Annotated in this window: 26 protein-coding genes and 1 pseudogene; 5 read left to right on the top strand and 22 right to left on the bottom strand. The window is 70.6% G+C overall.

Features of this window, described 5'->3' with window-relative positions:
* The first annotated feature begins 107 nt into the window (after positions 1-107).
* From CG723_RS21470 to CG723_RS21455, 4 genes are all read left to right on the top strand, one after another.
* Positions 108-854, top strand: a complete 747-nt coding sequence (locus tag CG723_RS21470) for an ABC transporter ATP-binding protein (protein ID WP_100595093.1) — start codon at positions 108-110, stop codon at positions 852-854.
* Entirely contained in the window at positions 836-2002 is a 1167-nt protein-coding gene (locus tag CG723_RS21465; RefSeq protein ID WP_100595092.1) for a hypothetical protein, read from the top strand. The genes CG723_RS21470 and CG723_RS21465 overlap by 19 nt, the downstream gene beginning before the upstream one ends.
* Positions 2003-2153: 151 nt before the next feature.
* Positions 2154-2561, top strand: a complete 408-nt coding sequence (locus tag CG723_RS21460; RefSeq protein WP_100595091.1) for a VOC family protein — start codon at positions 2154-2156, stop codon at positions 2559-2561.
* Positions 2562-2593: 32 nt separating this feature from the next.
* Entirely contained in the window at positions 2594-3733 is a 1140-nt protein-coding gene (locus CG723_RS21455) for an LOG family protein (RefSeq protein WP_234374433.1), read from the top strand.
* 54 nt (positions 3734-3787) lie between these two features.
* Here CG723_RS21455 and CG723_RS21450 read toward each other — a convergent pair whose 3' ends face one another.
* The 10 genes from CG723_RS21450 to rpsB all read right to left on the bottom strand — a co-directional run bounded on the left by CG723_RS21450 (position 3788) and on the right by rpsB (position 15035).
* Complete coding sequence (locus CG723_RS21450; RefSeq protein WP_100595090.1) at positions 3788-4597, bottom strand: maleylpyruvate isomerase family mycothiol-dependent enzyme; 810 nt, start codon at positions 4595-4597, stop codon at positions 3788-3790.
* A gap of 10 nt (positions 4598-4607) precedes the next feature.
* Complete coding sequence (locus CG723_RS21445; protein ID WP_100595089.1) at positions 4608-5663, bottom strand: ABC transporter ATP-binding protein; 1056 nt, start codon at positions 5661-5663, stop codon at positions 4608-4610.
* Complete coding sequence (locus CG723_RS21440; RefSeq protein ID WP_100595182.1) at positions 5663-7309, bottom strand: ABC transporter permease; 1647 nt, start codon at positions 7307-7309, stop codon at positions 5663-5665. The genes CG723_RS21445 and CG723_RS21440 overlap by 1 nt, the downstream gene beginning before the upstream one ends.
* Positions 7310-7410: 101 nt before the next feature.
* Positions 7411-8463 carry a thiamine ABC transporter substrate-binding protein gene (locus CG723_RS21435; RefSeq protein WP_100595181.1) on the bottom strand — a complete coding sequence of 351 codons (1053 nt, stop codon included), beginning with the start codon at positions 8461-8463 and terminating at the stop codon, positions 7411-7413.
* Between the two features lie 242 nt (positions 8464-8705).
* Entirely contained in the window at positions 8706-9812 is a 1107-nt protein-coding gene (gene rlmN, locus CG723_RS21430) for a 23S rRNA (adenine(2503)-C(2))-methyltransferase RlmN (RefSeq protein ID WP_100595088.1), read from the bottom strand.
* A gap of 451 nt (positions 9813-10263) precedes the next feature.
* Positions 10264-11520, bottom strand: a complete 1257-nt coding sequence (locus CG723_RS21425; protein ID WP_100595087.1) for a phosphatidate cytidylyltransferase — start codon at positions 11518-11520, stop codon at positions 10264-10266.
* 8 nt (positions 11521-11528) lie between these two features.
* Positions 11529-12086, bottom strand: a complete 558-nt coding sequence (gene frr / locus CG723_RS21420) for a ribosome recycling factor (protein WP_093780078.1) — start codon at positions 12084-12086, stop codon at positions 11529-11531.
* A gap of 124 nt (positions 12087-12210) precedes the next feature.
* Positions 12211-12981 (bottom strand): UMP kinase, encoded by a 771-nt coding sequence (gene pyrH, locus CG723_RS21415; RefSeq protein ID WP_100595086.1) that lies wholly within the window; start codon positions 12979-12981, stop codon positions 12211-12213.
* A 210-nt stretch (positions 12982-13191) separates the two neighbouring features.
* The gene (gene tsf / locus CG723_RS21410) at positions 13192-14028 is read right to left on the bottom strand and encodes a translation elongation factor Ts (RefSeq protein WP_100595085.1); all 837 of its coding nucleotides are present in this window, start codon (positions 14026-14028) and stop codon (positions 13192-13194) included.
* A gap of 92 nt (positions 14029-14120) precedes the next feature.
* Positions 14121-15035, bottom strand: coding sequence for a 30S ribosomal protein S2 (rpsB, locus tag CG723_RS21405; RefSeq protein WP_100595084.1), 915 nt, complete (start codon positions 15033-15035; stop codon positions 14121-14123).
* 275 nt (positions 15036-15310) lie between these two features.
* Between rpsB and CG723_RS21400 the strand changes: the two are divergent.
* A pseudogene (locus CG723_RS21400) lies at positions 15311-15820 on the top strand (M23 family metallopeptidase); the annotation flags it as partial.
* Between the two features lie 426 nt (positions 15821-16246).
* Here the strand turns inward: CG723_RS21400 and CG723_RS21395 are convergent.
* The 12 genes from CG723_RS21395 to rplS form a co-directional block, all read right to left on the bottom strand.
* Entirely contained in the window at positions 16247-16804 is a 558-nt protein-coding gene (locus CG723_RS21395; protein ID WP_100595083.1) for a TetR/AcrR family transcriptional regulator, read from the bottom strand.
* Between the two features lie 104 nt (positions 16805-16908).
* Complete coding sequence (whiG, locus tag CG723_RS21390) at positions 16909-17745, bottom strand: RNA polymerase sigma factor WhiG (protein WP_100595082.1); 837 nt, start codon at positions 17743-17745, stop codon at positions 16909-16911.
* A 347-nt stretch (positions 17746-18092) separates the two neighbouring features.
* On the bottom strand, positions 18093-19253 hold the full coding sequence (gene dprA / locus CG723_RS21385; RefSeq protein WP_100595081.1) for a DNA-processing protein DprA: 1161 nt from the start codon (positions 19251-19253) through the stop codon (positions 18093-18095).
* Complete coding sequence (locus tag CG723_RS21380; RefSeq protein ID WP_100595080.1) at positions 19250-20869, bottom strand: YifB family Mg chelatase-like AAA ATPase; 1620 nt, start codon at positions 20867-20869, stop codon at positions 19250-19252. The genes dprA and CG723_RS21380 overlap by 4 nt, the downstream gene beginning before the upstream one ends.
* Entirely contained in the window at positions 20869-21252 is a 384-nt protein-coding gene (locus CG723_RS21375) for a YraN family protein (RefSeq protein ID WP_100595079.1), read from the bottom strand. Before CG723_RS21375 ends, CG723_RS21380 begins: the two co-directional genes overlap by 1 nt.
* A 150-nt stretch (positions 21253-21402) precedes the next feature.
* The gene (locus tag CG723_RS21370; RefSeq protein ID WP_003965949.1) at positions 21403-21711 is read right to left on the bottom strand and encodes a DUF2469 domain-containing protein; all 309 of its coding nucleotides are present in this window, start codon (positions 21709-21711) and stop codon (positions 21403-21405) included.
* 55 nt (positions 21712-21766) lie between these two features.
* Positions 21767-22288: an NUDIX hydrolase gene (locus CG723_RS21365; protein WP_100595078.1), complete on the bottom strand. Its 522-nt coding sequence runs from the start codon at positions 22286-22288 to the stop codon at positions 21767-21769.
* The gene (gene lepB, locus CG723_RS21360; protein WP_100595077.1) at positions 22278-23033 is read right to left on the bottom strand and encodes a signal peptidase I; all 756 of its coding nucleotides are present in this window, start codon (positions 23031-23033) and stop codon (positions 22278-22280) included. Before lepB (CG723_RS21360) ends, CG723_RS21365 begins: the two co-directional genes overlap by 11 nt.
* Before the next feature lie 59 nt (positions 23034-23092).
* Positions 23093-23986: a signal peptidase I gene (lepB, locus tag CG723_RS21355; RefSeq protein WP_100595076.1), complete on the bottom strand. Its 894-nt coding sequence runs from the start codon at positions 23984-23986 to the stop codon at positions 23093-23095.
* On the bottom strand, positions 23919-25055 hold the full coding sequence (gene lepB, locus CG723_RS21350) for a signal peptidase I (protein ID WP_100595075.1): 1137 nt from the start codon (positions 25053-25055) through the stop codon (positions 23919-23921). Before lepB (CG723_RS21350) ends, lepB (CG723_RS21355) begins: the two co-directional genes overlap by 68 nt.
* On the bottom strand, positions 25048-25746 hold the full coding sequence (gene lepB / locus CG723_RS21345) for a signal peptidase I (RefSeq protein ID WP_100595074.1): 699 nt from the start codon (positions 25744-25746) through the stop codon (positions 25048-25050). Before lepB (CG723_RS21345) ends, lepB (CG723_RS21350) begins: the two co-directional genes overlap by 8 nt.
* 45 nt (positions 25747-25791) lie before the next feature.
* Positions 25792-26142, bottom strand: coding sequence for a 50S ribosomal protein L19 (gene rplS / locus CG723_RS21340; RefSeq protein ID WP_054235359.1), 351 nt, complete (start codon positions 26140-26142; stop codon positions 25792-25794).
* Between the last annotated feature and the right edge of the window lie 107 nt (positions 26143-26249).

The following is a 26249-nucleotide window of genomic DNA, read 5'->3' as shown; positions in this document are numbered from 1 at the left end:
TACCTAGCGTGCCCAGTGACCGATCGGCCCTGCCTTCGTTCCCCCGTAAGGGGGACGGCTCGTCTTACGGCATTTCTGATCTGCAGTCTCTGAACGAGGTGTTCGCCATGGTGGCCCCGCCGGACAACGACGTGCTCTGGGCACGCGCCCTGCACTTCTCCCACAACGGCTCGCCCGCGCTCACCGGCGTTTCGCTCGGTGTCCGCGAGAGCGAGATCCTCGCCGTCACAGGACCGCGCGGCAGCGGCAAGACGACGCTCCTGCAGTGCCTCTCCGGCCAGCTCCTGCCCCAGCAGGGCGAGGTCTGGTTCAACAGCACCCCCGTGCACACCATGGGCCCGCTCGTCAGGGAACGGCTGCGCCGCGACCGCTTCGCCTGGATCGACCCCGAGCCGCACCTCGTGCCCGAGCTGAACGCCTGGGAGAACACGGCGCTCGCCCTGATGATGCGCGGCGGCAGCCGCCGCGCCGCCAAGGCCTCCGCCCTGGAGTGGCTGGAGCGACTCGACATCGGCATGTGCGCCCGCAAGCGCCCGCACGCCCTGCTCCAGTCGGAGCGCCAGCGCGTAGCCATCGCCCGCGCCCTGGTCACCGCGCCCTCCGTGCTCTTCGCCGACGAGCCCACGGCGCCGCTGCACCGCGCCGACCGCGCCCACGTCCTGCGCACCCTGATGGCCGCGTCCCGCTCGCACGGCATCACCGTCGTCCTCGCCACGCACGACACCGAGGTGGCCGCCCTGGCCGACCGTTCGATGTCGCTCCTCGACGGGCGCCGCGTGAACACGGTCCATCTGCCCGGGGTACCCGGCGGCACCGACGCGGAGGGCCGGGCCGCGTGCTCGCTCTCCGTCTAGCCCGCGGGGGCCAGCCCGTCGTCCAGCTCCGCAGGCTCCTGGTGGCGGCCGCCTCCGCCGGCACCGGTTTCCTCCTGCTGTGCACGCTCGGCTACGCGATGGGCCACCCCGACGCCTCCACCGGATCCGTACTGCGCCTCGCCTGGTGCCTGGTGCCGATCGCCGCGACCGTCCACCTCGCCGTCGCCGTCGCCCGCACCGACCCGGGCACCCGGCCGCGTCCCGGCCTGTCCGCGGTCGGCCTGGGGCCTGCGCGCCTCACCCTCATCTCGGCGATCTCCACCGCGGTCGCCTGCACGCTCGGCTCGATGCTGGCGCTGCTGTTCTTCCTGCACCTGCGCGGCGACCTCTCCGGGCTGCCCTTCGACGGCGCCGCCCGCGGCCTCCTCGCCGCCGACCGGCCCCTGCCCCTGGCCGCCACCCTGACCCTGCTCGCCCTGGTCCCGCTCGCCTCGTCCGCCGCCTCCGCCGTCGTGCTGCGGCCGCGCGCCGTCAAGGCCGGCGAGCCCCAGCCGGATCCGCGCGATCCCGCCGCCCCGGTGCCCGCGCCGACCGGTCTGCCCTGGGGCGTGGCCCTGCTGGCCGCGGGCCTCGCCGTGGAGACGTATGCCTCCCGCGCGCAGGGCACCGCGGGTTTCCCCATGCCGGGCGGTCTGGGCGGCAGCCCGGCGGGGGTGCTGGCCGGCTGGACGCTGACGGCCCTCGGCCTCGCGCTCGCGGGTCCCGGGCTCACGTACCAGTGCGGCCGGGCTCTCCAGGCGGTGCGGCCCGGAGCGGCGCGGCTCCTGGCGGGCCGGGTGCTCCAGGAGGAGGCCCGCCGTATCGGCCGCCCCCTGGGCGTGGTCTGCGCCGTGGCCTCCGGCGCCTACGCGGGGCTCACCCTCTGGTCGGGACGTCAGCCCGACTTCGGTCCGCTGTCCACGCTCGGCGCCGTCCTCGTCATGGGCTGTACGGTCGCCACGCTCCTCACGGCCGCGATCGAGGCCAAGCACGCCCGCTCCGACACCACGGCCGCCCTGCTCCGGCTCGGCGCCCCCGCGAGTCTCCTGCGGAGTGCGGCCGGGCTGCGCGCAGCGGCACTGCTCGCCGTGTTCGGGTCGCTGACATGGGTGGTCGCGGAACTGGCGGCGCTCCCGCTCGCCGGCTGAGCGGGGCCCGCACCACCTCTGGCGGGCCCACGAAAGAAATCGAAGGAAAGTGCGCGGCGGGCGATGAGTTACGGGCGGGCTACCCGTCTAACCCTGCGTACGGCACAGCGACGCCGCACCGACACCAGCGAACGAATGAGACGGACCCGCCATGTACCAGCAGATGATCTTCCCGAACCTCGCCGTGAACGACCTCGACGCGTCGAAGAAGTTCTTCACCGAGCTCGGGTACTCGATCAACCCGCAGTTCTCCGACGAGACCTGCGCCTCCGTGGTGGTCAGCGAGCACATCGTGGTCATGCTGCTCACCAAGGAGAAGTACGCCGGCTTCACGAAGAAGACGATCGTCGACTCGACCAAGAGCACCGAGGTGCTGCTGTGTCTGAGCGCCGAGAGCCGCGAGAAGGTCGACGAGCTCGTCGACAAGGCGATCGCCGCGGGCGGCACCGAGACCGGTGAGAAGCAGGACCACGGCTTCATGTACGGCCGCGCCTTCGACGACCCGGACGGCCACACCTGGGAGATCATGTGGATGGACCCGGCGGCCGTCCAGGGCTGATGGTCGGAGGTACCGCGGCCTAGCATGGGCGGGTGCAGACCCCTGAACCCGCCCCGCGCAGGCCCGCGATCCCCCACACGGACGCCGGCCGTGAGATCGAGACGCTCGACGAGTTCGACGAGGTCGTGGCCGCGCACGGCTCGCTCGCCGGACGCCGCGTGCAGGCCGTCGACCTGACGGAGCGTACGGACGAGCTGCTCGCTCTGGACGCCGAGGGCGCCGTCTTCCTCGGCTGTCCGATGGGCCCCGACGCCGCGGCCCGGATCCGCGCCACCGGCGCCCTGGTCTTCCCGCCGGTCCCCGGCCTCCCCTTCGACCCGTACCGGGGCCATCTGTACTCCCCCGCCGAGCTGTTCGCGGGTCTCGCGGAGGGCGGCTACGAGTCGACGCCGGACGCCCGCGCGTACGACTGGTTCCAGCAGACCAAGGCCGACCACGACATCTTCGCGTCGATGCTGCGGGCCGTGCACGACGACTCCGTCTCCGACGCCCTCGACGAACTCCTCGCCGGCGCAAGGGTGGTGGGGGTCATGGGCGGTCACGCGATGGCGCGCGGCACGGACGGGTACGCGGGCGCGGCGCGGCTCGGCAGGACGCTCGCCAGGTCCGGGGTCACCGTCGCCACGGGCGGCGGTCCGGGCGCGATGGAGGCGGCGAACCTGGGCGCGTACGCGGCACGGTTCGACGACGCAATGCTGACCCAGGCGCTCCAACTCCTGGCCGCCGCCCCCTCGTTCACCCCGTCGGTCACGGCATGGGCGTCGGCTGCCTTCGCGGTGCGCTCGCGCTGGCCCGACGGCGGCGACTCGGTCGGCATCCCGACCTGGTTCTACGGCCACGAGCCGCCGAACGCCTTCGCCGGGCACATCGCGAAGTACTTCGCGAACGCCACCCGCGAGGACGGCCTCCTGGCCCGCTCGAACGCGGGCGTGGTCTTCCTGCCGGGCGCGGCCGGCACCGTCCAGGAGATATTCGACAACGCGACGCCGAACTACTACGAGTCCCGGGGCGAGCCCACCCCCATGGTCCTCGTCGGCCGCGCCCACTGGACGGAGCGCCTGCCGGCCTGGCCGCTGCTCACGGCCCTGGCCCGGGAACGGTCGATGGACGCGCGGATCGCGCTGGTGGACACGGTGGAGGAAGCGGCGGACGCGCTCGCGAAGCTGGGCTGAGCGCGGGTTTTGCTGAGCTGAACTCTTTGGTGAGCTTGCCGGAGCCGGCCTCGGCTACCCGAACGTCGCCCACTCCAGCCAGAAATCCAGCAGCTCCCGCTCCCCGAGCACCTCCACGCGTCCGCCGTCGAGGGGCGCACGCCGGTAGAACGCGAGCAGTACGTCGGTGAGCGGCCCCCGCAGAGCGACGGTCGCCTTCTCGTGGCCGCGGCGCCACGTGAAGCCGTCCTCGCCCAGCTCGACCAGCCATTCGGCGTTCAGCTCCGGCGGTGTGCCGGTGGCGTGGAGGTGCAGGCTGCGCCCGCCGCCGCGCAGCTGCGCCGCGCTGTCGGACAGGTCGGACTGCTGGGCGTAGGCGACGATCTGCAGCCACTCGTCGATCGCGTCGGCGGCGAGCTCGGGCGCCACCTCGTACGCGGCCTGCGCCGTGAGCGCCGCGTCCGCCCGGTGGATCACCGTCTCGTGCGTCATGCGGCGGGCCCAGAAAGCGGTGGTGCGATCCCAGGACCAGGTCCACAGGCGCGTGTCGGGGCCCGCGGCGCGCAGCGCCCGCGCGGTCAGCTCAGCGCCTTCCATGAGCCAGGCCGCGAGCGCGGCCGGGTCGTCGCTCCCGGGCCCGTCGAAGCCCGGCACCTTCTCGTCGGGGACCTCCTCGGTGGCCCCGGTCCGCACGATCGTCCCGACCCAGCGGTGCGCGCCGCCGAGGTGCACGACGAGGTCGCGCAGGGTCCAGTCGGGGCAGGTCGGCACGGTGGCCGTGAGGTCGGCACCGGCGAGATGCCCCGCCAACAGAGCGGTCTGCTCCACGACTTCGTCGCAGTAGCGGTCATGGGCGAGCTGTCCGGGTGCCGCGGTCTCCGTCATACGGCGGACCCTATGCGGCGGACGCGCCGTCCAGCACCACGATTTCGCCCGCGTCGAACGCCACCCCGACCTCGCCCCCCGGCTCCGGCGCGTCCCGCAGCGCGCAGGCCGCTTCGAGGCGGGGCGCTTCCCTGGCCTGGAGGTGTACGGCGACATGCGTGCCGCGAAAGGTGCGCGCGGTGACCGTGCACGTCAACTGGGCCTCGGCGGCGGGCACAAGGCGTACACCCGCGGGCCGGACCAGAATCCGGCCCGGGCCCTGCCGGGAGCCCGCGGGGACGGGGACCTTGCCCCACGGCGTGTCCGCGGCCTCGCCGGCGACCATGGCCTCGACCACGTTGTCGAAGCCGAGGAAGCGCGCCACGAACTCGTCGGCAGGGCGCTGCCACACCTCAAGTGGCGTACCGGACTGGGCGATCCGTCCGTCGCGCATCACCACGACGCGGTCGGCGAGCGCGAAGGCCTCGCCCTGGTCATGCGTCACGGCGAGCACGGTCGTGCCCAACTCGCCGAATAGTTCCCTGAGTTCGACGACCAGGCGCTCCCGCAGCGAGCGGTCGAGCTGACCGAGCGGCTCGTCGAGCATGAGCAGACGAGGGCGGGGAGCGAGCGCTCGGGCGAGAGCGACGCGCTGCTGCTCGCCGCCGGACAGCGAGGCGACGGCGCGCCGCCGGGCTCCGGGCAGCCCGACAAGCTCCAGCAACTCCCGTACACGGTCCTGCTGTTCGGAGCGGGAGGCGCCGTGCATCCGCAGCCCGAAGGCGACGTTGCCGCCCACGTCGCGCTGCGGGAACAGCTGGTGGTCCTGGAACATGAGGCCGACGCCCCGCCGGTGCGCGGGCACCCCCGCCTGGTCGCGGCCGTCGAGGAACACACGGCCCCCGTCGAGCCCCTGGAGCCCGGCCACGACCCGCAGCAGCGTCGACTTTCCGCTGCCGCTGGGGCCGAGCACGCACACGATCTCGTGCTCGGCGACCTCCAGACCGACCTGGTCGAGCGCCGCATGCGCCGTTTTGGACGGGCCACCGAACCGCACGGTCGCGTCGTCCAGAGTCAGCAGGGCCATCAGAACTCCCCCGTCGTACGGTCCGTGCGGATGCGTTCGAGCAGCAGCAGCGACACCGCGCACACCACCATGAGAATCGTCGAAAGGGCCATCGCCTGGCCGTAGTTGAGGTCACCGGCGCGCCCGAGGAGCCGCGCCACTGCCACCGGCAGAGTGGGGTTGTCCGGACGGGCGATGAACACGGTCGCCCCGAACTCGCCGAGCGACACGGCGAACGCGAACCCGGCCGCGATCAGCAGCGCCCTGCGCACCATCGGCAGATCGACCTCGCGCCAGGCCCGCAGCGGCGAGGCGCCGAGGACGGCGGCGGCCTCGCGGAGCCGCCCGTCGACCGCGCGCAGGACCGGCAGCATCGTGCGCACGACGAAGGGCACCCCGACGAGGGCCTGGGCCAGCGGCACCAGGATCCACGCGCCGCGCAGGTCGAGGGGCGGCTTGTCCAGGGTGATCAGGAATCCGAAGCCGACGGTGACGGCGGAGACGCCGAGCGGCAGCATGAGGAGCGCGTCGAAGCCCCGTACGAGACGGCCGGCCATGGGGGTCCCCCCGCTCGAGCGGAGCCGAGAGTGGGGGAGGGCCAGGGCCGCGGCGGCGAGTCCGCCGATCACGACGGCGATGGCGGTCGCGGCGAGCGCGTACGTGAGGGAGTTACCGATGGCCTCGATCGGAGGCACCAGGAACACGCCGCTGTCGGACGAGGTCAGTGCCTTGTAGTAGGCGAACCCGAAGCCGTCGGGACCGTCGAACGAGCGCTGGATGAGCACGCCGAGCGGCAGCAGGATCAGCACCGCAACCGTGGCGAACACCCCGGCGAGCAGCGCCCACTGACCCGCGCCGCGCGGGCGCCGGGCGGTGTGCGCCGCGTCGACGAGGCGCAGCGCGCTCTCCCGGCGGCGCACGCTCCAGGCGTGCACGGCGAGGATGATCCCGACGGCGGCGAACTGCACGATCGTGAGGACGGCCGCCGTGGAGAGGTCGAAGATCTGCGCGGTCTGCCGGTAGATCTCCACTTCGAGGGTGGAGAAGGTCGGCCCGCCGAGGATCTGGACCACGCCGAACGACGTGAACGTGAAGAGGAAGACCATCAGTGCGGCGGCCGCGACGGCCGGTCCGAGCGCGGGCAGCGTCACCGTCCGCCAGGCCGTCCAGCGGGAGGCGCCCAGCATCCGGGCGGCCTCCTCCTGCCGCGGGTCGAGCTGCGACCACAGTCCGCCGACGGTGCGGACGACCACGGCGTAGTTGAAGAAGACATGGGCGAGCAGGATCGCCCACACGGTGGTGTCGAGGCGTACGCCCCACAGGCTGTCGAGCAGCCCGCCGCGGCCGACCAGCGCCAGGAACGCCGTGCCGACGACGACGGTCGGCAGCACGAACGGCACGGTGACGGCGGCCTTCAGAACCTGCTTGCCCCTGAACTCGAAGCGCGCGAAGACGTACGCGCCGGGGAGCGCGATCAGCAGCGTGAGCGCCGTCGACGCGAGCGCCTGCCAGGTCGTGAACCACAGGACATGCCGGATGTCGGGCTGCCCCAGCACATCGGCGATCCGCCCCAACTGCCAGTGGCCGCCCGCCTTCAGGCCGCGGGAGACGATCGCCGCGACCGGATAGGCGAAGAACAGCGCGAAGAACGCGACGGGCACGGCCATCAGGCCGAGCCGCGCCGCGCTCCCGCGCCCCTTGAGGGACTTCGCCGAGGGCATCACCGGGGGCTTTACCGGTTGGTTCACCGGGGGCCCTGCGGGCGGCGTCACTTCAGTACGAGTGAGGTCCACGACTTGACCCAGGCGTCACGGTTGTCGGCGATCTTCTTCGGAGCCATCGTCTTCGGTGCGTCGACCTTGATGTCGTACTTCGCGTAGTCGGCGGGCAGGGCCGCGTCCTTCGTCACCGGGTCCACGAACATGTTCAGCGGCATGTCCTGCTGGAACTCCTTCGCGATCAGGAAGTCGAGGAGCGCCTTGCCGCCCTTCTCGTTCTTCGCGTTGCTCAGCAGGCCCGCGAACTCGGTCTGGCGGAAGCAGGTACCGGTCGCGACCCCGGTCGGGGCGGTCTTCGGCTGCGGGTCCGAGTAGATCGCCTCGGCCGGCGGCGACGACGCGTACGACACGACGAGCGGCCGGTCGCCGCCCGCCTTCCTGCCACCGGCGGAGCCCGAGAACTCCTCGTTGTACGCCTGCTCCCAGCCGTCGACGACCTTCACGCCGTTGGCCTTGAGCTTCTTCCAGTAGCCCTGCCAGCCCTCGTCGCCGTACTGCGCGGCGCTGCCGAGCAGGAAGCCGAGACCGGGCGACGACGTCGACACGTTCTCCGTGACCAGCAGGTTCTTGTACGCGGGCTTGGCGAGGTCGTCGAACGAAGCGGGCGGCGTCAGCTTGTGATCGGCGAAGTACTTCTTGTCGTAGTTGACGCAGATGTCGCCGGTGTCGATCGGGGTGACGCGGTGCTTGTCCCCGTCGAGCTGGTACTCGGCGCGGACCTGGTCCAGGCCCTTGGCCTCGTACGGCTGGAAGAGACCGTTGTCGAGGGCTCGCGACAGGAGCGTGTTGTCGACGCCGAAGAGGACGTCGCCCTGCGGGTTGTCCTTGGACAGGATGGCCTTGTTGACGGCCTCACCCGCGTCACCGTCCTTCAGGACCGTGACCTTGTAGCCGGAGCGCTTCTCGAAGTCCTTGAGCACGCTCTTGGAGACGGCCCACGAGTCATGGCTGACGAGGGTGACGGTCTTGGACTCCGCAGAGTCCTTGCCGGACCCGGATCCCCCGCACGCGGAGAGCGCGACGAGTCCGAGACCGGCCGCCATGGCGACGGCCGTGGCCTTGATGGTGGTGCTCACTTAAGTTCCCTCCTGGGTGACCAGGAAGAGACGCGGCCCCGCCCGGGATCGCGGACGATTCCCGGGCAGGGCGCAACAGCTTGAGTGGCGACCGAACTTCCTACCCAGAATGACCTGGGCAAGGTTCAGAGGGTCTGCGGCCGATGCCGCACTCTCAGCGCTGTGGCGCTCCCCTGTCGGAATATGAAGATGTACGTACGCCAGTCAGGTTACCGCTCGGTGGCGGCGAGCTGGCCGCACGCCCCGTCGATCTCCTGGCCACGGGTGTCGCGGACGGTGACCGGCACGCCGTGGGCCGCGATGGCCTCGACGAAGGCCTTCTCGTCCTCGGGGCGCGAGGCCGTCCACTTCGAGCCCGGCGTCGGGTTCAGCGGGATCAGGTTGACGTGGACCCGCTTGCCCTTGAGCAGGCGGCCGAGCCGGTCACCACGCCAGGCCTGGTCGTTGATGTCGCGGATGAGCGCGTACTCGATGGAGATGCGGCGGCCCGACTTCTCGGAGTACTCCCACGCCGCGTCGAGGACCTCGCGGACCTTCCAGCGCGTGTTGACCGGGACGAGGGTGTCGCGCAGTTCGTCGTCGGGGGCGTGCAGCGAGACGGCGAGACGGCACTTGAGGCCCTCGTCGGCGAGCCGGTGCATGGCGGGGACCAGACCGACGGTCGAGACGGTGATCCCGCGTTGCGAGAGGCCGACGCCGTCGGGCTCGGGGTCGGTGAGCGCGCGGATGGCGCCGACGACCCGCTTGTAGTTGGCCAGGGGCTCGCCCATGCCCATGAAGACGATGTTGCTCAGGCGGGCGGGGCCGCCCGGGATCTCGCCGTCGCGCAGCGCGCGCATGCCGTCGACGATCTGGTGCACGATCTCGCCCGTCGACAGGTTCCGGTCGAGGCCGGCCTGTCCCGTGGCGCAGAACGGGCAGTTCATTCCGCAGCCCGCCTGCGAGCTGATGCACATGGTGACCCGGTCCGGGTAGCGCATCAGGACGGACTCGACGAGCGTGCCGTCGAAGAGCCGCCACAGGGTCTTGCGGGTGGTGTCCTGGTCCGTCGACAGATGCCGGACGACCGTCATCAGCTCCGGAAGCAGCGCCTCCTGCAGCTTGCCGCGCGAACCGGCGGGGATGTCGGTCCACTCCGCGGGGTCGTGCGCGAACCGCGAGAAGTAGTGCTGCGACAGCTGCTTGGCGCGGAACGGCTTCTCACCGATCGCGGCAACGGCCTCCTTCCGCTCGGCGGGCGAGAGGTCGGCGAGGTGCCGCGGCGGCTTCTTGGCTGCGCGCGGGGCGACGAAAGTGAGTTCTCCGGGCTTAGGCATAACTCTTCCAGTGTCGCAGATCCATTTGTGTGACCTGGGCCCACAGAGATGAGCGGTAGTCGTCACTGACCGTCATGGGCCGTCGTGGGCCCTCCTCCGACGGCCCGCAGACGGCCCGGCCCGCCCCCTCCTGCGGAAGGATCCATGCAGGTTGGCAGGCTGATCGGCAACTGATGTCACGGGTCGCCCGTCCGTCGTGGGCGACGGTTGAGCCCGCCGGCAGCCCGGGGCGATCCGAGTGATCGTCGGGAGCCTGTTCCGGATCATCAGCCGAGCCTGACCAGTGATCACGTTCGGGCGGCATCGTGCCGCAACACCAAAGCGCCACGTGAGACACCGTCTTAGGCATGACCCTTCCAGCGTCGCAGGCATACGACAACGGGCCCGCCGCCCTGTGGACAGCGAGCCCGTCACCTGAATCCGCGCAGGTCAGGCGGGACGATCGAGCCGGTCAGCCGGCTCCGACGAAGATCACCAGGAGCAGCCAGACCACCGGCGCCGTCGGGAGCAGGGAGTCGAGGCGGTCCATGATCCCGCCGTGCCCGGGGAGGAGCGTGCCCATGTCCTTGATCCCCAGGTCGCGCTTGATCATCGACTCGCCGAGGTCGCCGAGCGTGGCGCTGGCCGCGACCGCGAGCCCGAGCAGCAGACCCTGCCACCAGGCACCGCCGTCGATCAGGAACTGCATGCACAGCGCGCCGGCGGCCATCGCGAACGTCACCGCGCCGACCAGCCCCTCGCGGGTCTTGCCGGGGCTGATGCGCGGGGCGAGCTTGTGCTTGCCGAAGCGCCAGCCGATCGCGTACGCGCCGGTGTCGCTGACGACCGTCAGCAGCAGGAACGTCAGGACGCGCTGCGGCCCGTCGTCCGCGGTGAGCATGAGCGCCACGAAGGTCGCGAGGAACGGCACGTAGAACGCTGCGAAGACACCGGCCGTGACGTCCCTGAGGTAGCCCTCGGGAGGCTCCGTCATGCGCCAGACCAGGACCGCGAGCGCGGTGAGCGCCATCGCCACCCAGGCGCCCTCGGTGCCACGGACGTATCCGGCGACGACCATCGCCGCGCCGCCGATCGCGAGCGGCACGAGCGGCGCCTTGATGCCCTTGCGCTCCTCGAGCCGCGAGGTGAGCTCCCAGAGGCCGACGACGACGGCCACCGCCACCACGCCGACGAACACGGCCTTGACGATGAAGAGCGACGCGACGATCACCGCGCCGAGCCCCACCCCGACTCCTATGGCGGCCCCGAGGTCACGGCCCGCGCTCTTCTTCGGCGGTGCGGGGGCGGGCTGTGCGGCGCTTGGCATGGGCTCCTGCAGGCTCTCGTGCTGCGCCTCGTGCGGCGTCACATACGGCGTCTGGTGCTGCGTCGGGCGGTGCGTCTGATTCTGTGTCTGCTGCTGCGGTTCGTGCTGTGTCTGATGCTGCGGTTCGTGCTGCCCACCGCGAGGGTCCTCGTGCCGGCTCCCGCCCTGCGACTCGTCGCGGAACAGGGGACCGCTCGGCCGAGCAGCCCCCCGATCGTCGTCCTGGTCACGACCACCGGCGGGTACCTCGGGCATTTCGGGCACGATGGGCATGGGCCGAGTCTCCTCAACCGCATGCTGTTCGTACGCGGGACCCGCCGGGGAAGCCCCCTGGGAGGGCCCCTGGTCGGGCGGCCCCCAGTACCCGGCTCCGGTCGGCGCTCCCCAGGAAGAGTCGTTCACGGAATTCCTCAGACCTCGAGCAGCTCGGCTTCCTTGTGCTTGAGCAGCTCGTCCACCTGGGCGACGTACTTCGCGGTGGTGTCGTCGAGCTCCTTCTCGGCGCGGCGGCCCTCGTCCTCGCCGACCTCGCCGTCCTTGACGAGCTTGTCGATCGTCTCCTTGGCCTTGCGGCGGATGGAGCGGATCGAGATCTTGGAGTCCTCGGCCTTGGTCTTGGCGACCTTGATGTACTCCTTGCGGCGGTCCTGGGTCAGCTCCGGGAACGTCACACGAATGATGTTGCCGTCGTTGCTCGGGTTGACGCCGAGGTCCGAGTCGCGGATCGCCTGCTCGATGTTGCGCAGCGCGCTCTTGTCGAACGGGGTCACCACGGCCATCCGCGGCTCGGGCACGGAGAACGAGGCCAGCTGGTTGATCGGGGTCAGCGCGCCGTAGTAGTCCGCCACGATCTTGTTGAACATCGCCGGGTGCGCACGGCCGGTGCGGATCGCGGCGAAGTCCTCCTTGGCGACCACGACGGCCTTCTCCATCTTCTCCTCGGCCTCGAGGAGGGTCTCTTCGATCACCACTTGCTCCTGCGTGTCTTGAGTGAGGCCCGGCATGCGCCCAGGGCGGCCGGCTGCGTCGTGTGTCTTTCCTGCACGGTGTCCGACCGGCAGGACATTGTCCATCCCCTGGCGGGGGGTCGTGTCAGGCCCGCGTTCCGTGGTCGCCCACGAGCGTGCCGATCTTCTCACCCTTGACCGCTCGCGCGATATTGCCCTCGGCGAGCAGTTCGAAGACGAGGATGGGCAGCTTGTTGTCGCGGCACAGGGTGATCGCGGTCATGTCGGCGACCTTGAGATCGCGGGTGATGACCTCGCCGTAGCTGAGCGCGTCGAACTTCACGGCCTCGGGGTTGGTCTTCGGGTCGGAGTCGTAGACCCCGTCCACCCCGTTCTTGCCCATGAGCAGCGCCTCGGCGTCGATCTCCAGAGCGCGCTGTGCGGCGGTCGTGTCGGTGGAGAAGTACGGCATGCCCATACCGGCGCCGAAGATGACGACGCGGCCCTTCTCCAGGTGGCGCACGGCGCGCAGCGGGATGTACGGCTCGGCGACCTGCCCCATGGTGATGGCGGTCTGCACGCGGCTGTCGATGCCCTCCTTCTCCAGGAAGTCCTGGAGCGCGAGGCAGTTCATGACGGTGCCGAGCATGCCCATGTAGTCGGAACGGGCCCGGTCCATGCCGCGCTGCTGGAGCTCGGCGCCGCGGAAGAAGTTGCCGCCACCGATGACGACGGCGATCTGCGCGCCGTCGCGCACGACGGCCGCGATCTCACGGGCGATCTTGTGCACCACGTCGGGGTCGACGCCCAGACCCCCGCCACCGGCGAACGCCTCGCCGGACAGCTTCAGCAAAAAGCGCCCCGCGCCTTTGCCGTCGTCGCTCTTGTCGCCCTTGTCGGCCTTGGTGGTGGTCATGGTGATCTCGCCTCTTTACTTGGCACACATACAAAGAAGGCCACTGCCGGTGGGGTGTTGTTCGCATCCCATGCTCGGCAATGGCCTCCTCGTCACATCTGCGGTCGCCCGGCGCGGACGCGCGCGTGGCGGCGTACGCGGGAGACTGCTGTCGACCCTACTGGGATCTCGTCGACCCTAGCGGTGTCTTCCGGCTGTCGCGGTACGGACTCAGATGCCGACCTTGATGCGCGAGAAGCGCTTCAGGGTGACACCGGCCTCGTCCAGGACCTTCTGCACGGACTTCTTGTTGTCCAGCGCGTACGGCTGGCCGAGGAGGGTGGCCTCCTTGAAGAAGCCGTTGACGCGACCCTCGACGATCTTCGGGAGAGCGGCCTCGGGCTTGCCCTCGGCGCGCGTGGTCTCCTCGGCGACGCGACGCTCGGACTCGACGACCTCGGCCGGGACGTCCTCACGGGAGAGGTACTTCGGCGCGAAGGCGGCGATGTGCTGCGCGATGCCCTTGGCGAGGTCGGCGTCGGCCTTGTCCAGCTCGACCAGAACACCGATCTGCGGGGGCAGGTCGGGCATGGTGCGGTGCATGTACGCGGTGACGTAGGCGCCGGAGAACTGCGCGAAGCGGTCGAGGACGATCTTCTCGCCGAGGTTGGCGTTGGCCTCGTCCACGTACGCCTGGACGGTCTTGCCGGGCTCGATCTCGGACGCGAGGAGCGCCGCGATGTCGGCCGGGTTCGTCTTGGCGGCGTGGGCGGCGAGGGAGTTCGCGACGGCCTGGAACTTCTCACCCTTGGCGACGAAGTCCGTCTCGCACTTCAGCTCGAGGATGACACCGGAGGTGTTGTCGTCGGCGATGAGGGAGACGACAGCGCCGTTCTCGGCGGAGCGGCCCTCGCGCTTGGCGACGCCCTTCTGGCCCTTGATGCGCAGGGCCTCGACGGCCTTGTCGACGCTGCCGTCGGCCTCGTCGAGCGCCTTCTTGCAGTCCATCATGCCGGCGCCCGTGAGCTCACGGAGCTTCTTGACGTCAGCGGCGGTGTAGTTCGCCATGATCTGAAATTCTCTCTCGAAGTCTGAAAGATCTACGGGTGAACGGCGGGGGCCGACTCGGCCCCCGCCGTCAACTACCGAACCGGTGAGGTTCAGGCCTGCTCGGCGTCCGCGGCCGGAGCCTCGGTGACGACCTCGGTGACGACCTCGGCCTCGGCGTCGGCGACCTTCTCCGTCTCGGCGGAGGTCTGGACCTCAGCCTCGGCGGCCGGCTTCTCGTCGGCCTTCTTCTCGCCCTCGAGCAGGTCGCGCTCCCACTCGGCGAGCGGCTCGCCCGCGGCCTTCTCGCCCGGCTTCTGGTCGCCAGTGGCGGCACCGGAGCGGGCGATGAGGCCCTCGGCGACGGCGTCGGCGATCACGCGGGTGAGCAGGGTGACGGAGCGGATCGCGTCGTCGTTGCCCGGGATCTTGTAGTCGACCTCGTCGGGGTCGCAGTTGGTGTCGAGGATGGCGACGACCGGGATGTTGAGCTTCCGGGCCTCACCGACCGCGATGTGCTCCTTCTTGGTGTCCACGATCCAGACGGCGCTGGGCACCTTGGACATCTCGCGGATACCGCCGAGGGTCTTCTCCAGCTTGGCCTTCTCGCGGGAGAGGACGAGCAGCTCCTTCTTGGTGAGGCCGGACGCGGCCACATCCTCGAAGTCGATCTGCTCGAGCTCCTTGAGGCGCTGCAGACGCTTGTAGACGGTCGAGAAGTTGGTGAGCATGCCGCCCAGCCAGCGCTGGTTGACGTAGGGCATGCCGACGCGGGTCGCCTGCTCGGCGATCGCCTCCTGCGCCTGCTTCTTCGTACCGACGAACATGACCGTGCCGCCGTGGGCGACGGTCTCCTTGACGAACTCGTAGGCGCGGTCGATGTACGACAGCGACTGGAGCAGGTCGATGATGTAGATGCCGTTGCGCTCGGTGAAGATGAAGCGCTTCATCTTCGGGTTCCAGCGACGGGTCTGGTGACCGAAGTGGACGCCGCTTTCCAGCAGCTCCCGCATCGTGACGACGGCCATGGCCGTACTCCTTGGGTTCTCGGTTGCCGCGACCGCAGGATTGCTGTCGCGCCTGACGCCCCGCGCGCTGTGCCACGAGGGACCGAGGGGCGCGGACACCGTCACGAATGACCTGGTGTTGGGGCGTGCGAAGTCGATCGGGTGACCCCGATCGCCATCAGAAGTGTACGGGACCCGCGAGGTGCCGGGTGACGCCGCTGTCCACAACCGGTCGGTAGTCCACAGTTCCGGTCCATGATCCCCGCGGATCGTGTCGGGACGGGACCGTTCAGTGCATGCGACTGATGCTGATGCTGACGATGACCGCGGCGCTGGCGGGCCTCGCGCCGCCCCCGCCGGTACCGGCCGTGGGCGCCGCCTGGCCGGTGGGTACGCGGCCCCCGATCCTACGGGGCTGGGCCCCGCCGGCGACGGACTACGGGGCGGGCCACCGCGGCGTGGACCTGGCCGCGCCGGTCGGCACCTCGGTCAGAGCGGTGGCGCGGGGCCGAGTGTCGTTCGCGGGCCGCGTGGCGGGCAGAGGGGTGGTGGCGGTGGAACTGTCAGAAACGGGCGATCCACCCCTACGGACTACGTATGAACCGGTGACGCCATCGGTGAAGAAGGGCGCCCGGGTAGCACCGGGCGAGGTACTGGGCGTGCTGGAACCCGCGACCAACCATTGCGGCCCGACGTCCTGTCTGCACTGGGGCTTGCTACGGGGTGACACCTACCTCGACCCACTGTCCCTGCTGCCACCCCGGCTGTTGCGCCAGGGTCCGTCGCGACTGCTGCCGGTGCTGGGGGCGGGTGGCTCGGGGGCGGGGACGGGTGGCACGCCCTGGGCCGACCCGCCGTTGCCGGTCCCGCTGCCCCCGGTCCGGTCGGCCGTTCGTGCAGATGGCGTGATGGCCGGCGCGCCGAGGACCTTCTCGCCGCTGCTGCCGGACGGGGCGATGGCCGACGCCGGTACGGCGATGGGTGCCGCGCCGGGGCCGGTCCCGCTTGCGCTTGGTCCCGCCGAGCCCTAGGGCCTTTCGTTTGGATCAGGCCGGATCAGGGAGCGGGGTCATGGGTGTCCCTCTGCTCGAGCGAAGCCGAGAGCAGGGGGAGCGTGCATCGCAAGGCGGAGGAGGGAGTCGGCAACTGACGACAACGCCGCGAGGTGCGGCACCAGACCCCCGCGAGCCCGGCCTGATCCAAACGAGAGCCCCTAGGGCTCGCGCCCTGGATCAGCCGCTGACGCCCCGGAGGGCCATGCTCACGGCCGCTTCGGTGATGGCCGAGGGGTCTTCCGCCGCGCCCAGTTCGATGCGTCGGACCGCCGCGTCCACCACCCCCTGAAGGAGCATCGCCGCGAGGCGCGGTTCCGCGTGGCCCATGTCGGCGAGCGCCTCGACGATCATCGCGACCAGCCCGCCGTGGGCGGCGCGGATCTTCTCGCGCGCCCCTGAGTCGAGTTCGCTCGCCGAGATGGCCACGACGGCGCGGTGCCGGCGGTCGCCCACCAGCGAGAGCTGTTCCCGCACATAGGCCTCGACCTTGCCCTCGGGGGTCCCGGCGCGCTCCATCGCCGTGGAGACCTCCGCCGCCCAGACGGGGAAGTCGACCTCGCAGAGCTCTTCGACGACCGCGGCCCGCGACCGGAAGTACTCGTACACGGAGGACCGGGCGAGCCCGGTGCGCTCGGCGAGCGCGGGGAAGGTCAGCGCCTCCGTCCCGCCCTCGGACAACAGGGAGCGCGCCGCGTCCAGAAGGGCGCCGCGCTGCATCGACCGGTGCTCGGCCACTGAGGCCGCTCGAATCCTTGGCACGTCACCACTTTACGGACGGGAGGCGCGCAGCGGGAGTCGTCCTGCCCCACGCACGGCCCGGCAGGGACGATTCCGCATTGTCAGCGCCGGAAGCCGGCCAGCTTCGCGCGAAGCTGGAGGACGGACTTGGTGTGGATCTGACTGACGCGACTCTCGGTCACGCCGAGCACATTGCCGATCTCCGCGAGGGTGAGGCCTTCGTAGTAGTACAGCGTCACGACGGTCTTCTCGCGCTCCGGCAGCGTGTTGATCGCTCGCGCCAGATACCGCCGAAGCTCCCGGTCCTCGGCGACTTCGACCGGGTTGTCGGCGGCGTGGTCCTCGAGCGTGTCCATGAGGCTGAGCCGGTCGCCGCTCTCGCCACCGGCGTGCAGCAGCTCTTCCAGAGCCACCACGTTCGCGAGGGACAACTGGCTGAAGACCGCGTGCAGTTCCTCGACCCTGATGCCGAGCTCTGCGGCCACCTCGCTCTCCGACGGAGTCCGCCGCAGCTGCGCCTCGAGCGTGGCGTAGGCCCGCTCGACGTTGCGCGCCTTCTGCCGCACGGAGCGCGGAATCCAGTCGAGCGCCCGGAGTTCGTCAATCATGGCGCCGCGGATCCGGGTGATCGCGTACGTCTCGAACTTGATCTCGCGCTCGATGTCGAATTTCTCGATCGCGTCGATCAGTCCGAAGACCCCTGAGGACACGAAGTCGGCCTGTTCGACATTGGGCGGCAGCCCGACGCTGACGCGGCCCGCGACGTACTTGACCAGCGGCGAGTAGTGCAGGATGAGCTGCTCGCGCAATCGCCCGTCGCCCGTCGTCTTGTACGACCTCCACAGCTCCTCGAGCGACGAGGGAGCAGGAGGCCGCACGCTGCCACGGGCAGCGGGGGGAACCGCAGCCCGGTCAGACCCGGAGGTGTGCTGGGGCATTCGTCGCCTTGTGCCGTTCTGCCGTGAACTGGGGATTTGTGCGCCTGGCGCCGGACTGATGGTAAAGATCCGAAGTTGCCTGTCTGATACTCGGTTGCCCATCTGATCGTGGTTGCTCTTCGTTGCCGGACTGATTCGGGATTGAACCGAACGAGCCGGAATCCTGGTGAGCGTAGCGTGACTGGAGCGTCGCAGTGTGCGAAGGCTATTGGATCGCACGTGCGCAGATACGTTCCGTTGGGCGACTTGCGGGGTCACATCCGTCGCTGTACGTGACCGGGCCGAAACGCCAACGCCCCGTAACGCCAAGGGGTTCGGCCGTCATCCGGACGGCGCAACACCCTCCGTCACCGATCATCTCCTTCCGGCAAGACAGGCTGGATCGCCTGGCGTGTCAACTGCCAGCCATCGCTGTGTCGTTCGACGAACCCCAGTGAGCGCAGTTCGTACAACCTCCCGATCGCGTCGTCGACTCCGGTGCCCGCGGCCCGGGCGATGTCCCCCACCCCGACGGTTCCGCCGGCGGGCAGCGCCGCCAGGACCGCCGCGGCACCCGGCGCGAGCAGGTCGTGCGGCAGTACGGGTCCGCGGCGCGCCGGGGCGAGGTCCCCCATGTCCCCGACCAGCTCCATGACTTCCGCCGCGTCAGTGACGAGAACCGCTTCCCCGCGCAGCAGTTCGTGCACCCCTTCGGAGCGCGTACTCGTGACCGGCCCAGGAACCCCCATCGTGTGACGGCCGAGGCGCTGCGCCCACCGCGCCGTACCGAGAGCACCGCTGCGGTAGGCGGCCTCCACGACGACGGTCCCCCGGGTGAGCGCGGCGATCACGCGGTTACGGAGGATGAATCTGCTCCGCGTCGGATGATCACCGGGCGGCAACTCCGCGATGACGAGCCCCTGTTCCGCGATCCGCTCGATCAACTGGACGTGGCCGCGCGGATAGGGCCGGTCGACCCCGCAGGCCAGGACCGCCACGGTGGCACCGCTCGCACCGAGGGTCCCGCGATGGGCGGCCGCGTCCACCCCGTACGCCCCGCCCGACACGACGACGCTGCCGCGCTCCGCGAGCCCTGCACCGAGGCTCGCCGCCACCCGTGCCCCGTAGTCCGTGCAGGCCCGCGCCCCCACGACGCCGACGGACCGCAGCGCCCATATCCGCAGGGACGGCCGCCCCCGCACCCATAGGGCGACGGGCCGCGCGTCGCCGAGATCGTCCAGCTGGGCCGGCCACTCCGCGTCCCCGGGACACACGATCCGCGCGCCCGCGCCCGCCGCCAGTTCCAGGTCACGCTCGGGCAGCACATCGGCCGCTCTGGCCCGCAGCCCCGCCCAGCGGCCCTCGCTCACCCCGGGCAGCGGCTCCCCGTCCTCGACGATGCGCCGCGCGACCTCCACCGCCCCGAACTCCCTCAGCCACCGCCCCGCCGTCTCGTCGCCGGGCTCGACGATCCTGGTGAGGGCGGCCCTCGCGAGCCGGATCCCGTCGGAGACCTCCGCTCCGCTCATGACGACCCCCCGAGGGCCATGGCCACACCGTGCGAGATCCCGGTGCGCAGCTGAAGGGCGAGCGCCACGTCCTGTGCGCGTGGCCGGTCCCGGCCGCAGAGGTCCGCGACAGTCCACGCCACCCGCAGCACACGATCGACGCCCCGGGCGGTCAGGAAGCCGCGCTCCAGATCGGTCTCGACATCGTCCATGGCCCCCGGCGCGGCGGGCCACCGAGTGCGCAGCGCGTGCCCGGGCACCTCGCTGTTCGTCCGCCAGGGCGTGTCCGCGAGCCGTGCCGCGCCCCTCTCGCGGGCTGCCCGCACCCGCTCGCGGACGACGGCGGTGGTCTCGCCCTGTGCGCCGCTCCCGGTCAGCTCCGCACGCGTGACGGGCTCCACGTCCACCCTGAGGTCGACCCGGTCGAGCAGCGGCCCGGAAAGGCGCGCCTGATAGCGGCGGACCGCAGCCGGCGGGCACTCGCAGCCGCCACCCACGAGCGAGTGGTTGCCACACGGGCACGGATTGGCGGCCAGGGCCATCAGGAAGCGGGCGGGCAGGCGCACCACTCCGGCACTGCGGGCGATGACCACGTGGCCCGACTCCAGCGGCTGGCGCAGCGCGTCGAGTGCCTGGCCGCTGAATTCCGGCGCCTCGTCAAGAAAGAGCACCCCTCTGTGGGACAACGACACGGCGCCCGGCCGCGGCATCCCCTGACCGCCGCCGACGAGAGACTGCATCGTCGCCGAGTGGTGCGGCGCGCAGTAAGGGGCGGAGTCGACCATCGGTTTGCCCGGCGGCAGCATGCCCGCCACCGAGTGGATGGCCGTCACTTCGAGGGCTTCCTCGCGGGTGAGCGGCGGCATGACCAGCGGCAGCCGCTCGGCGAGCATGGTCTTTCCGGCACCTGGCGGTCCCTGGAGGAGGACGTGGTGGGCCCCGGCGGCGGCGACCTCGATCGCCGTGCGTGCGGCGCGCTGGCCGACGACATCGGCCAGATCGAGGATGTGGGCGTCGTGCGGCATCCCGGCGAGACCCACGCCGAGGCCCTGGCCCGGGATGCTCAGGCCCGCGAGCATCGGGTCGGGGCGTCCGGTCTCGTCAGGCGGCTCGTCCGGGACCGGCTCGTCCGTCAGGACCGCGATGAGCTGCCGCAGGCTCCGTACGCCGAGGACGGAGACGCCCGGGACGAGCGCGGCCTCGCCGGCCGAGCACTCCGGGACCACGACCTGTTCGTAGCCCGCGTCGGCCGCCGCGAGGACGGCCGGGAGCACCCCGCGAACGGGCCGTACGCGGCCGTCGAGTCCAAGCTCGCCGATCATCACGACGTCGGAGAGGACCCTCGGATCGATCCGCTCGGCCGCTCCCAGCACGGCGCTGGCGATGGCCAGGTCAAATCCGCTGCCGCTCTTCGGCACGGACGCCGGGCTGAGCCCCACCGTGAGCTTCTTCTGCGGCCACTCCCCGCCGGAGTTGACGACCGCCGCCCTGACTCGGTCGCGGCTCTCCGACAGGCTCTTGTCGGGCAGTCCGACCAGCGTGAACGCGGCGACCCCGGGCTCCAGGTCGGCCTGGACCTCGACGACCACCCCCTCGACCCCGACGAGAGCCACGGAGCATGTGCGCGCGAATCCCATCAGGCCACACCCCGCGCGTGCTCGACGACTGGGGCGCCGCGCTCCGGCAGAAGGACCCCGACCAGATCGATGCGTACGCCGCCGGGTGGCGCTCCCCCGTGTTCCTGAACCCAGCGCTCCGCCAGGTCGCGCAGCCGCTGGGCCTTGACGGGGGTGACCCCGGCCATCGGATGCTCGAAGGACCCGGCGGGGCCGCCCGCCCTGCGGGTCTTCACCTCGCAGACGACGAGCGCGTCGCCCTCCCGGGCGACGATGTCGATCTCACCCGTCCGCCCCGCGCGCCAGTTGCGCTCGATGACCGTCATTCCGGACTCGGCCAGCCGCCGTGCGGCCAGCTCCTCGCCGTACTTTCCGAGTGCGCTGCGTGCCTTGGACGCGTTCATGTCGGCACCACCTCCGACGCCCACGCTGAGGCATGGACGCCGAAGAAGTGGATCTTGGTGAACTACTCACGCGTTGTGGATAACCCGGCCACCCAATCCAGCGAACTCACCCGCCCGAGAGCCCCGGCTCACCCGCTCAGAAGCCCCGGCTCACCCACCCGGCAGCTCCAGATCGCTCTTGTTCAGCTCCTCGATATTCACGTCCTTGAACGTGAGCACACGGACCTGCTTCACGAACCGTGCGGGCCTGTACATGTCCCACACCCAGGCATCCGCCATGGATACCTCGAAGAAAACCTCACCCTGGACCGAGTGCACCTGCATCTCGTAGTCGTTGGTGAGATAGAAGCGCCGTTCGGTCTCGATCACGTATTTGAACAGACCGACGACGTCGCGGTACTCCCGGTAGAGCTTCAGCTCCATCTCGGTCTCGTACTTCTCGAGGTCCTCGGCGCTCATGGCATGTTCCCCTTCAGCCGTGCGTCCCCCTATTGTGCGTCAGCCCCGTACGCCTCTAGACGATTTCCGTGTCGAGGACTTCGGGACGACTCGGGGGACCCTCGTCGAGCAGCCGTTCCAGCAGCCCGGCGAGCCTGGTCGGATACACCGTCTCATGTGCCTCGGTCAGTTCCCGGCACGTCCACCAACGTGCTCCGGCGACGCTGCGCCGTTCCAGCTCGGTCAGGCCCGCCCCGGCGATCTCCGCTCCGGCCACCGCGGCCGTCGTACGGGCCAGGAAGTACCACTCGTCCTGGTCCCAGCGCCGCCCGTCGAACGGGAAGGAGCAGGTGCGGCGCCACAGGACCGGGCCGAGCTCGACGTCCGTGATGCCGGTCTCCTCCGCGAGCTCGCGCAGCGCGGCCTGCTCACGGGTCTCGTCGCCCTCCAGGCCGCCGCCCGGGGTGAACCACCAGTCGTCGGCGGTGTCCCCCGGCTCGTGCCCGTGCAGCAGCAGAATGCGGTCGTCGGGATCGAGCAGTACGACCCGTGCGACCTTCCGCAGCTCCCGGCCGGCCCCGGGAGGCTCAGCCCGCAAGGGCCCGCTCCCCCGCCGACGCGCGCGACCGGCCGCGGCCCTTGCTCGCGCGCTTGGCGATCGGCCCGTACGCGGCACCGCCGAGCACCAGCACGGCGCCCGCGACCACGGCGGCCAGGACCAGCTTCAGGGGACCCGGCTGGGAGAGCCCGCCCGGCAGCGTCTCGAAGCCGGTGGGTCGCGCGAGCATGCCGTCCATCGGCCAGGCCACGGCGTCGACCCGGGCGGCGACGGCGGTGCGCGGCACCGTTCCGTGGCTGGAGTCGCCGATGTGGACGCTGGAGTCGAGAGAGCCGCTGCGCTCGTCGCCGAGCAGGAAGAGGCGGCCCTCAGGGACCGTGGTGGTGGGGATGCCCGTGGCCGAGGGGCCCTGCCCCTTGGGGAGATACGGTTCAGCAATCTCCTTGCCGTTGACGGTCAGCTTGCCGGCCTCGCAGCAGGCGATCTTGTCGCCGCCGATGCCGACGACGCGCTTGACCATGGGCATGTCGCCCCACGCCGACTCCGTGAAGACGACGACGTCGCCGCGCTTGACCTCACTGCCGTCGATCCGCTGCGCGAGGACCCGGTCGCCCGCGCCGATCGTCGGCGTCATCGACTCGGTGGGCACGGTGTACGGCTGGTACACGATGGCGCCCCACACGAACCCGCCCAGGAACAGCACACAGCCGAGGGCCACGGCCAACCCCGACAGCGTGCTGCCGAGCCGGCCATGGCCCTCGTCCGTACGACGTGTCCTGCTCATCCCAGTTGCTCCCCGCCTCGGAGACTCGCCGTGGAAGATCGGCGATCTGGGACGGCACCCTACCCGGCGGTCTTCGCCTCAGAAACCCTGGTGTTCCCCTGGGTAAGCCGACGCCTGCGCCACAGCACGAGTGGTGCGGCGCCCGCGAGCCCGAGCGCGCCCGGAGCCGCTCCCATCGCCGCGCTGAGGCCCGGCTGGTCGAACGTGTCCGGCACCGGCAGGGTCGTCCAGCGGGTGGGCGGCCAGGCGACCACGATCGCGCGGCCCACGACGTTGTCCACGGGCACGAAGCCCTGGTTGCTGTCCTGCTGGTGGTACCGGGAGTCCATGGAGTCCTGGCGGTGGTCACCCATGACCCAAACTTTGCCAATGGGTACGGTGACCTTGAACTTGCCGCCCACATTGTCGTCGCTGCACGGGGTGTTCCCCGGGTAGACGTACGGCTCGTTCAGCGCCTTGCCGTTGACCTCGAGCGGGCCCGTCCCGTTGCACTCGATCGTGTCGCCGCCGACGCCGATGACGCGCTTGATGAGGTCCTTCTCGTTGGTGGACGGCATCAGGCCGATCCAGCCGAGGAGGCGCTGCACCGGATTCGGCTCGGCCGTCGGCTCGTCCCTGAGCCAGCCGTCCGGGTCGTGGAAGACGATGACCTCGCCGCGCCCGGGCTCGGAGCCGAACCACGGCGTCAGCTTGTCGACGAGCACGCGGTCGCCGATCTGCAGGGTGTTCTCCATCGACGCCGACGGAATCGAGAACGCCTGCACCAGGAACGTCTTGATCACCAGCGCCAGGACCAGCGCGATGACGATCAGGAGCGGAAGCTCCTTCCAGAAGGAGCGGGGCTTCTTCGCCCGGCCTCCCGCCCTGCCGCCGTCACCGTGGCCGTCACCAGGGCCGTCGCCCCGTCCACCACCGTGCCCGTCGCCGTTCGCGGCGCCATTGTCGAGGTTCACGGCGCCCGTCGCGGCCGATGCCGCTCCGTCGTCGGATCGCCCGGGCTGCTCGTCGGGCCCTTGCCCTGACCGTGCGCCGACCGCCAAGTCCCCCACATCCACTCCTCACTCCGTGCCGCTGCCTGTCGTCCCATACGCGATGCAGGCCCACCACTCCCATAACGAGCGGGAGTTCCGCAGGGCTCGGGAGAGGGATCAATCCGTTCAGATCCTCGGAGGCCACCCTATGCGACGGTTGCCGGGCCGCGGCCGATCTGTTCTGCGCGGCGGCCACCGTCGCGTAGGTGTCCGGCTCCGGGAGCGTGGTCCAGTGACCGACCGGCCAGGCGATGACGCGGGCGCGGCCGACGACCGACTTCTCCGAGACGGTGCCGCTGAACGGCTCGGTGCGGTGGAAGCGCGAGTCGGCCGAGTTGGAGCGGTGGTCGCCCATCACGAACAGGCGCCCCTTGGGCACCTTGACCTCGAACTCGAACTTCGACGGCACGTCTCCGGGGTGGATGTACGGCTCGTTCAGGGGCGTCCCGTTGACCGTCACGCGGCCCTGCTTGTCGCAGCACTTGACGGTGTCACCGCCGACCGCGATGACCCTCTTGATGAGGTCGCGCTCGTCGTCGGAGGGCAGAAGGCCGATCCAGGTGAGGCCTTCTTTCACCTGTTTGACGCCGACGGGGGCGTCCTTCTTCGCGCCCTGTTCCTGTTCCAGCCACTTGCCGGGGTCCTTGAAGACGACGACGTCGCCGCGGTGCGGCTTCGCGCCGAACCACGGGGTGAGCTTGTCGACCAGGACCCGGTCGCCGATCCTGATCGTCTGCTCCATGGAGCCGGACGGAATCACGAAGGCCTGGACGAGGAACGTCTTCAGGACGAGCGCTATCAGCAGCGCCACGCCTATGAGGAGCGGGATCTCCTTGAGCGCGGAGCGCTGCCGGCGTCGCTTGACCTTGCGCGCCAGCCTGCGCCGCTCGGCACGGCCCGGCAGTGGCGGGGTACCGGCGCGGCGCGTCCCGGTGGGCAGGCGGGTGTCGCCGCCGCCCCTGCGCGAGTGGGAGCGTCCGCGGTTACCCATGGGCACCGCCGGGTCCGGGCACGCGCGCGTAGACGTCGTTACGGGACAGGGAGCCCCAGTGGCCCGTCGGCCAGGCGATCCACTGGGCCCTGCCGATCACTTCGCCCACGGGGACCATGCCGCCGCCGGGCGCGCCCAGGTAGTCGCGTGAGTCCCGGGAGTCGCCCCGGTGATCACCGAGCAGGAAGAGGGTGCCGTCGGGCACGACGAGGTCGAAGGGGACCTTCGAGGGGGTGTTCCCGGGGTACAGGAACGAACTCTCGTCCACCGGTTCGCCGTTCACCCCGATCCTCCCCTTGCTGTCGCAGCAGACCACATGGTCTCCCCCCACGCCCACGACCCGCTTGATGTAGTCGGCGTCACCGAAGTACCCGGTCCCGTCGAAGACCACGACGTCGCCCCGCTGCGGCTCAGCACCGAAACGGTACGCCAACTTGTTTACGAGAACGCGGTCCCCGACCCTCAATGCGGGCTCCATGGAACCGCTGGGGATCTGGAAGGGCTGCATCACGAAGATGCTCAGCAGGAGCAGCAGAACAAGGCAGAGCAGCGCCGACAGGGTCAGGCGGCCGCCGGGGAGCCAGGACGCGGCCCACGGCACAAACGCGAAACGCGACCGCTCCTCCTCGCCCTCGTGTACGGAGGGTTGGGAGGCGCGATCGCGTTCCGTTGTCTGTGCTTCGGTGTCCATCGAGGCCAGATGCTATCCGGCCCGGCTGTGACCCCGTGCGCGAGCTCAGTTGTCGCGCTTCTCCTTGATCTTCGCGGCCTTGCCGCGCAGGTCGCGCAGGTAGTAGAGCTTCGCGCGACGCACGTCACCGCGGGTGACGAGCTCGATCTTCTCGACGATCGGGGTGTGCACCGGGAACGTGCGCTCGACGCCGACGGAGAAGGAGACCTTGCGGACCGTGAAGGTCTCGCGGACACCGGCGCCCTGGCGGCGGATGACTACGCCCTTGAACTGCTGCACACGGGAGCGGTTGCCCTCGATGACGCGGACGTGGACGTTGACGGTGTCACCCGGGCGGAAGGCCGGGATGTCGCTGCGCAGCGACGCGCTGTCGACGGAGTCGAGCAGGTGAGACATGATCGTCTGCTTTCTTCACCGATGCCACAGGTCATCGGCGGGAGTCTTCGAAATGAGGATTCGGTAGCTGATCGCGTCGGGCGGGCGTCGTTCCCCCTGTGGCAGGG

The organism is Streptomyces sp. CB01635 (assembly GCF_002803065.1).
In the GTDB taxonomy this organism is placed as follows: Bacteria; Actinomycetota; Actinomycetes; order Streptomycetales; family Streptomycetaceae; genus Streptomyces.
This window is presented reverse-complemented; position numbering and strand designations above follow the sequence as displayed.